General features: G+C 66.1%; 13 protein-coding genes and 1 tRNA gene. 9 read left to right on the forward strand and 5 right to left on the reverse strand.

From position 1 onward, the window contains the following. The first annotated feature begins 49 nt into the window (after positions 1-49). The 5 genes from KBY70_RS04800 to KBY70_RS04820 all read left to right on the forward strand — a co-directional run bounded on the left by KBY70_RS04800 (position 50) and on the right by KBY70_RS04820 (position 5,591). Positions 50-334, forward strand: a complete 285-nt coding sequence (locus KBY70_RS04800; RefSeq protein WP_094560528.1) for a NifU family protein — start codon at positions 50-52, stop codon at positions 332-334. 38 nt (positions 335-372) lie between these two features. Continuing rightward, on the forward strand, positions 373-1,650 hold the full coding sequence (gene serS / locus KBY70_RS04805; protein ID WP_094560530.1) for a serine--tRNA ligase: 1,278 nt from the start codon (positions 373-375) through the stop codon (positions 1,648-1,650). 153 nt (positions 1,651-1,803) lie between these two features. Continuing rightward, positions 1,804-2,892: an RIP metalloprotease RseP gene (gene rseP / locus KBY70_RS04810; RefSeq protein ID WP_094560532.1), complete on the forward strand. Its 1,089-nt coding sequence runs from the start codon at positions 1,804-1,806 to the stop codon at positions 2,890-2,892. A 74-nt stretch (positions 2,893-2,966) separates the two neighbouring features. Further along, on the forward strand, positions 2,967-3,269 hold the full coding sequence (gene rpsN / locus KBY70_RS04815; protein ID WP_094560534.1) for a 30S ribosomal protein S14: 303 nt from the start codon (positions 2,967-2,969) through the stop codon (positions 3,267-3,269). 189 nt (positions 3,270-3,458) lie between these two features. Further along, a complete protein-coding gene (locus KBY70_RS04820) occupies positions 3,459-5,591 on the forward strand; it encodes a polyribonucleotide nucleotidyltransferase (protein ID WP_094560536.1) in 2,133 nt (710 codons plus the stop codon). Positions 5,592-5,606: 15 nt separating this feature from the next. On the opposite strand, the gene KBY70_RS04825 is transcribed toward KBY70_RS04820, so the two are convergent. Next, positions 5,607-6,542: a 3'(2'),5'-bisphosphate nucleotidase CysQ gene (locus KBY70_RS04825; RefSeq protein WP_094560538.1), complete on the reverse strand. Its 936-nt coding sequence runs from the start codon at positions 6,540-6,542 to the stop codon at positions 5,607-5,609. On the opposite strand from KBY70_RS04825, the gene rsmI reads away from it, so the two are divergent. Together rsmI and KBY70_RS04835 are read left to right on the forward strand one after the other, a co-directional pair. Then, positions 6,541-7,464, forward strand: a complete 924-nt coding sequence (gene rsmI / locus KBY70_RS04830) for a 16S rRNA (cytidine(1402)-2'-O)-methyltransferase (protein WP_094560682.1) — start codon at positions 6,541-6,543, stop codon at positions 7,462-7,464. The two genes, KBY70_RS04825 and rsmI, sit on opposite strands and share 2 nt — an antisense overlap. Before the next feature lie 69 nt (positions 7,465-7,533). Further along, positions 7,534-7,776: a hypothetical protein gene (locus KBY70_RS04835; RefSeq protein ID WP_254987599.1), complete on the forward strand. Its 243-nt coding sequence runs from the start codon at positions 7,534-7,536 to the stop codon at positions 7,774-7,776. Here KBY70_RS04835 and KBY70_RS04840 read toward each other — a convergent pair. After that, positions 7,755-8,516 carry a hypothetical protein gene (locus KBY70_RS04840; protein WP_254987600.1) on the reverse strand — a complete coding sequence of 254 codons (762 nt, stop codon included), beginning with the start codon at positions 8,514-8,516 and terminating at the stop codon, positions 7,755-7,757. The two genes, KBY70_RS04835 and KBY70_RS04840, sit on opposite strands and share 22 nt — an antisense overlap. Positions 8,517-8,642: 126 nt before the next feature. Here KBY70_RS04840 and KBY70_RS04845 point away from each other — a divergent pair. Further along, a tRNA-Arg gene (locus tag KBY70_RS04845) sits at positions 8,643-8,716 on the forward strand. A gap of 115 nt (positions 8,717-8,831) precedes the next feature. Next, positions 8,832-9,218 carry a hypothetical protein gene (locus KBY70_RS04850; RefSeq protein ID WP_094560544.1) on the forward strand — a complete coding sequence of 129 codons (387 nt, stop codon included), beginning with the start codon at positions 8,832-8,834 and terminating at the stop codon, positions 9,216-9,218. Positions 9,219-9,349: 131 nt separating this feature from the next. Here KBY70_RS04850 and KBY70_RS04855 read toward each other — a convergent pair whose 3' ends face one another. The 3 genes from KBY70_RS04855 to KBY70_RS04865 form a co-directional block, all read right to left on the reverse strand. After that, positions 9,350-10,351 (reverse strand): STAS-like domain-containing protein, encoded by a 1,002-nt coding sequence (locus tag KBY70_RS04855; protein ID WP_233128605.1) that lies wholly within the window; start codon positions 10,349-10,351, stop codon positions 9,350-9,352. Between the two features lie 273 nt (positions 10,352-10,624). Further along, positions 10,625-10,945: a hypothetical protein gene (locus KBY70_RS04860; RefSeq protein ID WP_254987601.1), complete on the reverse strand. Its 321-nt coding sequence runs from the start codon at positions 10,943-10,945 to the stop codon at positions 10,625-10,627. Positions 10,946-11,222: 277 nt separating this feature from the next. Next, on the reverse strand, positions 11,223-11,566 hold a 344-nt coding region (locus KBY70_RS04865), incomplete at its 5' end, for a sigma factor-like helix-turn-helix DNA-binding protein (protein ID WP_315859687.1).

Raw genomic sequence — 11,566 nt, forward strand, 5'->3', positions numbered from 1 at the left:
CGCCGCGATCCATTCCTAAGCTCCTTGGTATCGCCCCCAACCCTTAGCCATGACAACAGAAACCACGGCACCCGAAAACGCCACCCCCAGCAGCGCCGACCCCCACGCCCTCACGATCGAAAACGTGGAGCGCACCCTCGATGAGCTGCGCCCGTATCTGATGGCCGATGGCGGCAACGTGGAAGTAGTGGAGATCGACGGGCCGATCGTGAAGGTGCGGCTCCAGGGCGCCTGCGGCTCCTGCCCCAGCAGCACCATGACCCTCAAGATGGGCATCGAGCGCAAGCTGCGCGAGGCCATCCCCGAGGTGAGCGAAGTGGTGCAAGTGCTGTGAACCTTGCCCCGTAGGCTCGGTTTACTTGCCTTGGGTCTGTGCTGGATCAGCGCCTGCTGCGCGACAACCCCGAGCTGATCACGCAGCAGCTCGGGCGGCGCGGCATGACGCTCGACCTCGGCCCGCTGCAGCAGATCGCCCGCCAGGAGCGCGATCTCGAAGAACAGCGCAGTGGCCTGCAGGCTGAGGGCAACCGCATCGGCAAGGCCGTAGGGCAGCTGATCCAGGGTGGAGGCGACCCAAAAGGTCCAGAGGTGCAGGCCCTGCGCGACCAGGGCAATGCCATCAAGCATCAGGTGGCCAGCATCGAGGAGCAGGAGAAAGCCCTCGAGCTTCAGCTGCGCGAGGCCCTCGCCGCCCTGCCCAACCTGCCCTCGCCCGACGCGCCCGACGGCCGCGTGGAGGCCGACAACGTGGAGATCAAGCGCTGGGGCAGCCCCCGCGTGGAAGCGGGGCTCGAGGAGCACTGGCAGATCGGCGAGCGGCTGGGGCTGTTTGAAACCGAGCGCTCGGTGCGCATCGCCCAGAGCCGCTTCATCACCCTGATGGGCGCTGGCGCCCGGCTAGAGCGGGCCCTGATCAGCTTCATGCTCGATCTGCACGCCAGCAAGGGCTACCAGGAGGTGATGCCGCCGATCCTGGTGAACTCCGCCAGCCTCACCGGCTCGGGCCAGCTGCCCAAATTCGCCGAAGAGAGCTTCCGCTGCGCCGACGACGACCTCTGGCTCACCCCCACCGCCGAGGTGCCGCTCACCTCCCTCCATCGCGATGAGGTGATCCCCGCCGAGCAGTTGCCGCTCAAATACGCCGCCTACACCCCCTGCTTCCGCCGCGAAGCCGGCTCCTACGGCCGCGACACCCGCGGCCTGATCCGCCTGCACCAGTTCAACAAGGTGGAGCTCTACTGGTTCTGCCATCCCGAGGAGTCCGCCGCCGCCCACCAACAGATCACCGCCGACGCGGAAGCTGTGCTGGAAGGTCTCGAGCTTCCTTACCGCAAGATCGAGCTCTGCACCGGGGATCTGGGCTTCTCCGCCGCCCGCACCTACGACCTCGAGGTGTGGCTGCCCGGCGCCGGCGCCTACCGCGAGATCTCCAGCTGCTCGGTGTGCAACGACTTCCAGGCCCGCCGCGCCGCCATCCGCTACAAGCAGGGCAAGGGCACCCACCTGGTGCACACCCTCAACGGCTCCGGCCTGGCCATCGGCCGCACCATGGCCGCCCTGCTCGAAACCGGGCAGCAACCCGATGGCAGTGTGAAACTCCCCGCCGCCCTGGTGCCCTACTTCGGGAGCGCCAGGATCAGCGCAGGGTGAAGCTGGGGGCCAAACTCGCGGATCTCCCGTCTGGGCTGCCCGAATTCCGTACAGGCTGTACTGAAGTCTGGAGGCCCCACGGAGAGGAACCAGCCCCAAAAACGGCTGGCACCCCAAACCCACCACAATGAAGGCCTTCACAGCAGGGCCTGAATGGGCGTTCTCACAGCACTGGCGATCCTGGCGGGGTTGATCGTGGTGCACGAGGCGGGGCACTTTTTTGCCGCCACCTGGCAGGGCATCCGGGTCAGCAGCTTCTCGATCGGCTTCGGGCCGGTGCTGCTGGAGCGCCAGCGCCGCGGCGTGCAATTCGCCCTACGCGCCATTCCGCTGGGCGGCTTCGTGGCCTTCCCCGATGACGACGACGACAGCCCCATCCCCAAAAACGACCCCAACCTGCTCTCCAACCGGCCCTTACCCCAGCGCGCCCTGGTGATCGCCGCCGGGGTGATGGCCAACCTGCTGCTCGCCTATGCCGTGCTGCTGGGCCAGGGCCTGGTGCTCGGCATCCCCGCCGGCTTCAGCGCCAGCCCCGGCGTGCTGGTGAGCGGCGTGCAGCCTGGACAGGCCGCCGCCGCCGCCGGCCTCCAACCTGGTGATCGCCTGATGCGCCTCGATGGCCAGCCCCTCGGCGGCGGCCAGAGCGGCGTGGCCGCCCTGGTGGAGCGGATCAAGGCCGCCCCCGACCAAACCCTGCGCCTCGATGCCGAGCGCAACGGTCAGACCGTGGCCATGCAGCTCACCCCCGCCGACCTCGGCGGCGTAGGCCGCATCGGCGCCCAGCTGCAACCCAACGGCAGCGAGGCCTTCCGCCCCGCCCGCAATCCGCTTGAGCCCTTCCGCCAGGCCAACCACGACTTCGTCGCCCTCACCAGCCGCACCGTGGAGGGTTTCGTCACCCTCGCCACCCACTTCGGCGAAACCGCCAGCCAGGTGAGCGGCCCGGTGAAAATCGTCGAGATGGGGGCATCGCTGGCCAAACAGGGCGGCAGCAGCCTGTTCATCTTCACCGCCCTGATCTCGATCAACCTGGCAGTGCTCAATGCCCTGCCACTGCCCCTGCTCGATGGCGGTCAGTTTGTGTTGCTGCTGCTCGAGGGCGTGCGCGGCAAACCCCTACCCGAGCGTTTCCAGATGGCCTTCATGCAGTCGGGCTTTGTGTTCCTGGTGGGCCTGAGCGTGGTGCTGATCGTCAAGGACACCTCCCAGCTGCCGGCGGTGCAGCAGCTGCTGGGGCGCTGATCTCGCCCCAACCCGGAGCCCGAACCCCCGCACGGTAAGCTCGGCACCACCTACCCGATCGCAGCCCAGGCCGCATGGCGAAGAAGTCGATGATTGCGCGCGATGTGAAGCGCAAGAAAATAGTGCAGCAGTTTGCTGCCAAGCGTGCTGCCCTCAAGGCCGCCTTCGACGCCGCTGCCGATCCGATGGAGCGGCTGGAAATCCACCGCAAAATCCAGGCGCTGCCCCGCAACAGCGCCCCCACCCGCGTGCGCAACCGCTGCTGGGCCACCGGCAAGCCCCGTGGTGTGTACCGCGATTTCGGCCTGTGCCGCAACCAGCTGCGTGAGCGCGCTCACAAGGGTGAGCTGCCCGGCGTGGTCAAGTCCTCCTGGTGATCCGGAGCGGGCAGGCATCGGCATCGAAATCCGAATTGCCTCTCCCCCATCCAATCCCCCAAGGCGCCTAAGGGCGCCTTTTTTTGTGCTGCCGCCAACGGCCCAAACGCGAGAAAAAGCAAAGGAATCCGCAGCAGCTAGAGGCCGAATGCGAGAATGGCTCTTGACAACAACAGGACATAAGCCCAAGTGCAAGGACAAACTCAGTCGATCTCCTTCGATGGTCGGGAGATCCGGCTGACCACCGGTCGGTTTGCCCCCCAGGCCGGGGGCTCGGTGATGGTCGAATGTGGTGATACCTCCGTTTTGGTTACCGCCACCCGCTCCGGCGGCCGCGAAGGCATCGATTTTCTGCCCCTGATCTGCGACTACGAAGAGCGGTTGTATGCAGCCGGTCGCATCCCCGGCAGCTTCTTCCGCCGTGAGGCTCGTCCCCCCGAGCGGGCGATCCTCACCTGCCGGCTGATCGATCGGCCGATGCGGCCGCTGTTCCCCAGCTGGATGCGCGACGACATCCAGATCGTGGCCACCTGCCTCTCCCTCGATGAGCGGGTACCGCCCGATGTGCTCGCCGTGACCGGCGCCTCGATGGCCACCCTGCTGGCCAAGATCCCCTTCCACGGCCCCATGGCTGCGGTGCGGGTGGGTCTGCTGGGCGACGACTTCGTGCTTAACCCCAGCTTCCGCGAGATCGAGCGCAGCGAGCTGGACCTGGTGGTGGCCGGCACGCCCGAGGGCGTGATCATGGTGGAAGCCGGAGCGAACCAGCTGCCCGAGCAGGACGTGATCGAAGCAATCGACTTCGGCTACGAAGCGGTGTGCGAGTTGATCAAGGCCCAGCAAAACCTGCTGAAGGAGCTGGGCATCGAGCAGGTGATCCCCGAGGCCCAGGTGGTCGACGCCACCCTGCCCAGCTTCCTCGAGAAGGAATGCGCCAAAGGCATCGGTGAGGTGCTCAAGCAGTTCTCCCAAACCAAGCCCGAGCGCGACGAGAAACTCGACGCGATCAAGGCTGAGGTGAGCGAGAAGATCGCCGCCCTCGCCGAGGACGACCCGATCCGCTCGGCGGCCAGCGGCAAGGCCCTGGGCAACAGCTACAAGAGCCTCACCAAGAAGCTGATGCGCGAGCAGATCCTGAAGGACGGCAAGCGCGTCGACGGCCGCAACCTCGACGAGGTGCGCACGATCAGCGCCGCCGCCGGCGTGCTGCCCAAGCGCGTGCACGGCTCAGCCCTGTTCCAGCGCGGCCTCACCCAGGTGCTCTCCTGCGCCACCCTCGGCACCCCGAGCGACGCCCAGGAGATGGACGACCTCAACCCGTCCACCGAGAAGCACTACCTGCACCACTACAACTTCCCGCCCTACTCCACCGGCGAAACCAAGCCGATGCGCTCCCCCGGCCGCCGCGAAATCGGCCACGGCGCCCTGGCTGAGCGGGCGATCGTGCCGGTGCTGCCCAGCAAGGAGTCCTTCCCCTACGTGCTGCGCGTGGTGTCGGAGTGCCTCAGCTCCAACGGCTCCACCTCGATGGGCTCGGTGTGCGGCAGCACCCTGGCGCTGATGGATGCGGGCGTGCCCCTCAAGGCTCCGGTGAGCGGCGCCGCCATGGGCCTGATCAAGGAGGGCAAAGAGGTGCGCATCCTCACCGACATCCAGGGCATCGAGGACTTCCTCGGCGACATGGACTTCAAGGTGGCTGGCACCGAGAAGGGCATCACTGCCCTGCAGATGGACATGAAGATCACGGGCCTCGACGTGAAAACCGTGGCCGAAGCCGTCAACCAGGCCCGCCCTGCCCGCCTGCACATCCTCGAGAAGATGCTCGAGGCGATCGACAAGCCCCGCGACACCATGTCGCCCCACGCCCCGCGCCTGCTCAGCTTCCGGATTGATCCGGAGCTGATTGGCACCGTGATCGGCCCCGGCGGCCGCACGATCAAGGGCATCACCGAGCGCACCAACACCAAGATCGACATCGAAGATGGCGGCATCGTCACGATCGCCAGCCACGACGGCGCCGCGGCCGAAGAGGCCCAGCGCATCATCGAAGGCCTCACCCGTCGCATCAGCGAAGGCGAGGTGTTCACCGGTGGCGTCACCCGGGTGATCCCGATCGGTGCCTTCGTGGAAATCCTGCCCGGCAAGGAAGGGATGATCCACATCTCCCAGCTTTCCGAAGCCCGGGTAGAGAAGGTGGAAGACGTGGTCAACGTGGGCGATCAGGTGACCGTGCGCGTGCGCGAAATCGACAACCGCGGCCGCATCAACCTCACCCTGCGCGGTGTGCCCCAATCCGAATCCGAAGCGCCGGTGCCGGCCTGAGGCCCCGAGGCCAACTCAGACGACAAAGCCCGGATCAATCGTGGCCATCGTCGCGGCCGCCCTTGCGCACAACGCGCCATGGGCGGTCCCGTGGCTGGCGATCAGGCAACCTGCCTGACGCACGTCGCCGCTGTTGTAGGCCAACGGCCGTCCATCGGCATGGCTGAAGGCCCCACCGGCGGCGCGCAGCACCGCTTCCGGGGCCGCCATGTCCCAGTCCTTCGGGGCACTCTTCCCAGACAGGGAGATGTAAAGGTCGGTCTCGCCGCGCAGGATCGTGGCCACCTTGCCGCCCACGCTGCCGATTGCCTTGGTGTCGCCTAGGGCTAAGGCCTCTAGGAGCTGCTCGAGGCGCGCGTCGCGGTGGTTGCGGCTGGCCACCAGCACCAGCTCGCCCAGGGCGTGGCGGCCGCTGAACCGCACGGGCGAGCGCACACCAGCGCGGTTTTCACACCAAGCCTCGCCGCTGGCCCCAGTGAGGGCGGGCATCACGCCCAGCCACAACTCCTCCATCACCGGCAGCAGCACCACCCCCAGCACCGGTTCGCCGCGGTGCACCAGCGCCAGATGCACGGCGTATTCGCCGGTGCCCTGCAGGAAGTCTTTGGTGCCATCGAGGGGATCGAGGATCCACAGCCACTCGGTTGCCAAGGGCTGGCCGTCGGTGAGTTGCTCCTTGGCGGTCTCCTCGCTGAGCACGGTCCAGTCGGCGGCGGGGAAAGCCGCCGCCAGGCCATCCAGCAGCCAGCGGTTCACCGCCAGATCCGCCGCGCTCACCGGGCCCTCGCCCCCCTCGTCCACGCTCAGGGCCCGGGGAAAACCGTAGGGGGGCTGCTCGCCGCGGCCATAGGCCAGCAGGATGTCGGCGGCCCCCCAGCTCAGCCGCCGCAGCTCACCCAGCAGCACCTCCAAGGTGATGCCCGAGGGCAAGGGCAGGGCAGCCGGCATCATGGTGGGGCAGGGATCAGCATTGTGCAGGAGCGAGCCCCGAGCCGTGCAAGCCACCGAACCGGCCCCCGGCGTGCTCTACCTGGTGGGCACCCCAATCGGCAACCTGGGCGACCTGTCGCCCCGCGCCCGGCAGGTGCTGGCCGGCGTGAGCCGCATCGCCTGTGAGGACACGCGCCGCAGCGGTTTACTGCTGCACCAGCTGGGGCTACGCCAGAAGGACCAGGGGCCCAGGCTGGTGAGCTTCCATGCCCACAACCAAACCGCCCGCATCCCCGAGCTGCTCGCCGCCCTGGCCGCAGGCGAGGCGCTGGCCGTGATCAGTGATGCCGGTCTGCCGGGCATCTCCGATCCCGGCGAGGCGCTGGTGGCGGCCGCCCGCAACGCCGGCCATGGGGTGATCTGCGTTCCTGGCCCCAGCGCCGTGACCACGGCCCTGGTGAGCAGCGGCCTACCCAGCGGGCGCTTCTGCTTTGAGGGCTTCCTGCCGCCCAAGGCCAACCAGCGGCGCCAGCGGCTGCAGGAGCTCGCCGGCGAGCAGCGCACCCTGGTGCTGTTTGAAGCACCGCACCGGCTGCTGGATCTGCTCAACGATCTGCTGGCGGTGCTGGGCGATCGGCCCCTGCGCGTCGCCCGCGAACTCACCAAGAAGCACGAGGAGCAGGTGGGCCCCACGGTGGTGGCGGCCCGCGAGCATTTCCGGCGCACGCCACCCCAGGGGGAATGCACCCTGGTGCTGGGCGGCGCCGAGCCGCCAGCGCCGCCCAGTTGGGACGCCGCCAGCCTCACGGCCGAGCTTGAGGCCCTGCAACAGGCGGGCCACAGCAGCAATGCCGCCGCCAAGCTGCTGGCCGAACGCACCGGCCACAGCAAACGCGAGCTCTACGCTCTGTTGCATCAGACGCCGCCAGGCCCCAACAGCTGACGCCGCAACCCTGACCCGTCAGACTTCTGCGCAGTTCCAGCTCCGGATCGGCCGATCCCGGATCCCCTGATGGCCGCGCGCCTGCGTCTGCTTCTGGCCAGCCTGCTGGGCGGCAGCCTGCTGCTGGCGATTCTCTGCCTCGGCGCCCAAAACCTCGATCAGCGCCCCAGCCTCAACCTGGGGTTTGGCCGCAGCGCTCCATTGCCCGCCGGCTTCCTGGTGGGCATCGCCCTGGTGATCGGTGTGCTCAGCGGCGGCTGCAGCGCGGCGCTACTGGCTCCCCGCAGCGATCAGCTGCCCGGCAGGGAATAGAGGCTTCCCTCGATCACCACACGGCTGATGCCCTGGGCGATCAGGTAGGGGGCGGTGCGCTCCAGCACGCGGGTGTCGGGCACCTTGATCACCCGCTGGGTGCGGCCGCAGTGGCGCTTGGCCTGGCGCGGATTGGCAAACACCAACAGGGCCTGCCGGTCTTCTTCCCCATCGGGCAGCTGCCCCAACTCCGGGAACTCCTTGAGCGGCTTGGCCTGGAGCTCCACGGTTTTGTCCACCAGCATGTAGACGCTGGCGGGCAGCGGCGCCTCCGCCAGGGGCTGGCACTGGGCTGGCTCGCCGTGGTGGTTTCCCAGCAGCAACGGCACAGCCATGAACGACTCACTCGGATCGCTCGTGTCGTCATCGTCGAAGTCGAGGTGGGCGTCCGCTTCGGCTGCGTCGCTGGCGTCATCGCCGAAATCATCGGCATCGTCGATCGCCAACACCGCAGCCTCGTCGTCGTCGGCCCCCTTTGGCGGGCTATCTGGGAGATCTGGCGCGCTGACTTGAGGAAGGGGATCTGGCTTGGCGGGCTGCGGCACGGCCTTGGCGGCGCGGGGGGTGCGCAGCTGCTTGAGCTGCTCATATTCGGCCGGCTCGAGCGCGGCCTTCACCGCGCGGCTCACGGTGTTGGCACTACAGCCGTAGGCCTCCGCCAGCTCCGTGCTCCCCTCACCGGCGCGATAGCGCGCCACGATCTCGATTTTCTGGCTGTCGGAGAGCCGGGGGGCAGCCATGGGTCGAGCAATGCGCAGCTCGCCACTTTAGGCGGATTGCCCCAACTCCCCCAAAGGCAGCCAACGGCGGCGCTCAGGGGGTGGGCGGATATGACGTTGGGGCAGGTGCGCGATCATGAGATCGAAGCTCCCTTAGCTCAGCTGGATAGAGCAGCTGCCTTCTAAGCAGCCGGTCGTGTGTTCGAATCACACAGGGGGCGTTTCAGTCAGAGCCTGATTTTTTAGCCCAAAAGCCTTCCTGTCACAGGCTTTTGGGCTGACAGGCTTTGCCTGCTTCTGCTCGCCTGCGCCTGGCTGGAATCGCTCGACCAAGGGATGCGCCGCGACGCTTTGATCCCCTCAAGCGCCCAGGGTGCACCGCGCATCGCCACCGAGGTCTCGCTGGCGGCATCCCAGGCCTATGCGCTGTTGCAGAGCCAGGCGATCCAGAAGGCGTCGATGTTTTCTTCCCTGCTGGAGCACTGGTGCACCCTCACCGGTGAAGCCTTGCCACAGCGCGATGGTCCGGCGCTGCTGGTGGAGATCAGCCTGCTGGCACCGCTGATGAGTTGCGCCAGCACCAGTTCCATCGAGTGGATCACTCAGCTGGAGCAGCTCGATCTGCTGGTGCCCAGCGCCTTGCTGGAGTGCTCCGCCATTCAGGAGCTGACGCAGACGCTGCGGCAACGGGTGGCAAAGAGAACCGCTGGTTGGCTGGCTTGATCCACGCGAGCGGCGGCTGTCACCGGTCGTGAAGTCCTGATCAGCTCAGCAGCAACCGCATCAAGCCACTGATGCGTTGATGACAAGAACTTGGGCCGCAACCAGCACCTCGTAACGAATGACCATGCTCTTCACCTGGAGGTCTCTAAAACATGAGCAATCATCTGGCTTACTTCCTTGTTGGCATTGAGGGGTACAAGCTCGACTTCTGGATGGGCGAGGGGGAAGACACGTAACACTTCATCGGCAAAAGCCTGGCCGATCAAGGCGACACCTTTGAAGTCGAGCACCACAGTTCTAAATTTTTCAAATCGGGCGATCAGGCGCTTGGCCTGCGACCTCGACACAAGATTGTCGTCGCCGTATTGGGCCAGGCGAACGGGCACAACGGTCTTCGTGAAACCAAAGTCATCACCAGTGGTGAACTGTTTGAAGACCTTGTTGACGGAACGAGACGTGTGATTGCCGAGTTCCATCCTGACGGCGGTGCCACCGCTAGCGTCGGTTTCGAGAATCCAGTCTTCAGGGGCTTTGGCCTGATGACTGAAGCTCACAGAGCCCGATGTGATCGAAAAACAATCGAACATGCGCGAGCTGAAGAAGATGCCTTCTCCGGAATGGCGCTGTGGATCAGTGGTGAATTTACCCTTGGCCAGCTCCAACACGGCATGGCGTTCATCCAGAAGGCCAAGGGCTGCTTGGATCTTGTGGAAGATGCCAACACCGTCATCACGGATGCTCACCTCCGAAGTGGCTGCTGTCTTGGTGACGGCCACCGCGATGCTCCTGGCCTGGGCATGATCCAGCGCGTTGTTGAACATCTCCGTAAAGCCGTACTGCCAGATGCCCATCACGTTGGTGGCCAAGGGCTCGAGTTGCGGGCGGACGTCCCGCATCCAGATATCACCCTCATCGCCACTGGAGGCCACTTCATAGTGCTGCCGCCATGAGCTGAGCTGGGCCAGCGCATAGGTGCGGCTGCGGGTCTTGCCGGATTCGATCAGCGCCCCTACTTCCAACAGGCGTTGAATGTGGCGATGGATGGCCTGACGGGAACAGTCGAACTTCTCCGCCGCACGGCGGACGATGTCCGTGGGGTGCTTGGTCACATTGGCGACGATGAACGTGCGCACCTCCTCTCCACGACCTCGAATCGCTGGCAAGGCACCGCTCGATAGATGCCTAATTGTCAACCTAATAAGGCTGCATTGTCAACATCATTGTCAACCTCCGCTGGCTGACAGCCAAGGCAAGCTCAAGTCCCTGTCAGCGTTCTGGGGAGGGATGGCCAGCGACCGTTGGCTGGTCCCTTGAGGCGGAGCTAGGCGGCTGATGACCACCGGTCAGCTCGATGGCTGGATCGTGCAAAGCAGCCGGCAGCCGCTGCTACCGGCCGCATGTGCCGATCAGACCAGCAATGGCCTGCGCTCAGCTTCCAGCGTGCAGCGCCGCAGCAACTCCTGCTTGGCCAGCAGCCGCTCATCGAGCTCATCCACCCGCGCCAGGCACTGGCGGATGGCGGGCAGCACCTCTTCTTCTAAGAGGGTGATTTCCTCTTCTCCATAGGGCTGCTCGATCCAGGTGCGGCGCAGCGGCAGATCGCGCCGCAGCATCAGCACCACCTCGATGGAACGGAGCGTGGATTCGAGCAGCAGGAACGGATCTTCCTCAGGACGGCAGAACGGTGAAGCGGTAGCTGAAAGAGAAGCCATGATTTTCTGCGCCATCTGGCGCAGCGAAGGGACTTCCCGAAGCCGAGGCATGACGCAGGAATGCCTCACACTGAGGAAGCCCGGAGCAAGCCACTGGTGGAGAACTCAGGGGATCAAGGTCAGGGGCTGTTTGGGTTGCAGCGGAATCCCTGAGCAGGCGTGAACGGGTGGAGCAAGGCCCGAAGTCCGGGCTGTTCAGCGCAGAGCTGGAATCCCCGAGCGGGAGCGAGTGGGTGGAAACGCGGAGCCTGTTCCCAGAACCTTCCGGCCACCAGGGGTGGCCAAAGGCCCCTCAGGCCTGGAGCTGCATACGCAGGGCCCCAAGGGCCTTTTTCTGGGCCCTTTGCACTGACATGGCGCTGATGCCGAGCTTCTGACCTGCATCTCGGAGGCTCAGGCCTTCAAGGATCGTGAGCCGCAGCGCTGCGGCCTGGGCGGCGGGGAGCTGCTCGACCAGCTGCTCCAGCGCCAGCCCATCGGCGCCATTGCCATCAGGTGCCTCGGGCTCTGGGGCGGCCAGCTGATCGAGCAGGCAGGGCTCGCCATCGGCCTGAGCATCGAGGCTGCTGTGGCCCAGAGGGCAATGACCTGCCTCGTGAACCTGCCTGGGCACCCGCACCAGGCGGACTCGATCAC

Origin of the sequence: Cyanobium sp. ATX 6E8 (assembly GCF_024346335.1) — a bacterium.
Lineage (GTDB): Bacteria > Cyanobacteriota > Cyanobacteriia > PCC-6307 > Cyanobiaceae > Cyanobium_A.

Bases quoted from the DNA above. Each gene is read 5' to 3' on its own strand.
- rpsN (WP_094560534.1), top strand. From the start codon at position 2,967: ATGGCGAAGAAGTCGATGATTGCGCGCGATGTGAAGCGCAAGAAAATA.
- KBY70_RS04825 (WP_094560538.1), bottom strand. From the start codon at position 6,542: ATGATGCCGGCTGCCCTGCCCTTGCCCTCGGGCATCACCTTGGAGGTG.
- KBY70_RS04860 (WP_254987601.1), bottom strand. From the start codon at position 10,945: ATGGCGCAGAAAATCATGGCTTCTCTTTCAGCTACCGCTTCACCGTTC.
- KBY70_RS04835 (WP_254987599.1), top strand. From the start codon at position 7,534: ATGGCCGCGCGCCTGCGTCTGCTTCTGGCCAGCCTGCTGGGCGGCAGC.
- KBY70_RS04850 (WP_094560544.1), top strand. From the start codon at position 8,832: ATGCGCCGCGACGCTTTGATCCCCTCAAGCGCCCAGGGTGCACCGCGC.
- rsmI (WP_094560682.1), top strand. From the start codon at position 6,541: ATGGTGGGGCAGGGATCAGCATTGTGCAGGAGCGAGCCCCGAGCCGTG.
- KBY70_RS04840 (WP_254987600.1), bottom strand. From the start codon at position 8,516: ATGGCTGCCCCCCGGCTCTCCGACAGCCAGAAAATCGAGATCGTGGCG.
- KBY70_RS04800 (WP_094560528.1), top strand. From the start codon at position 50: ATGACAACAGAAACCACGGCACCCGAAAACGCCACCCCCAGCAGCGCC.
- rseP (WP_094560532.1), top strand. From the start codon at position 1,804: ATGGGCGTTCTCACAGCACTGGCGATCCTGGCGGGGTTGATCGTGGTG.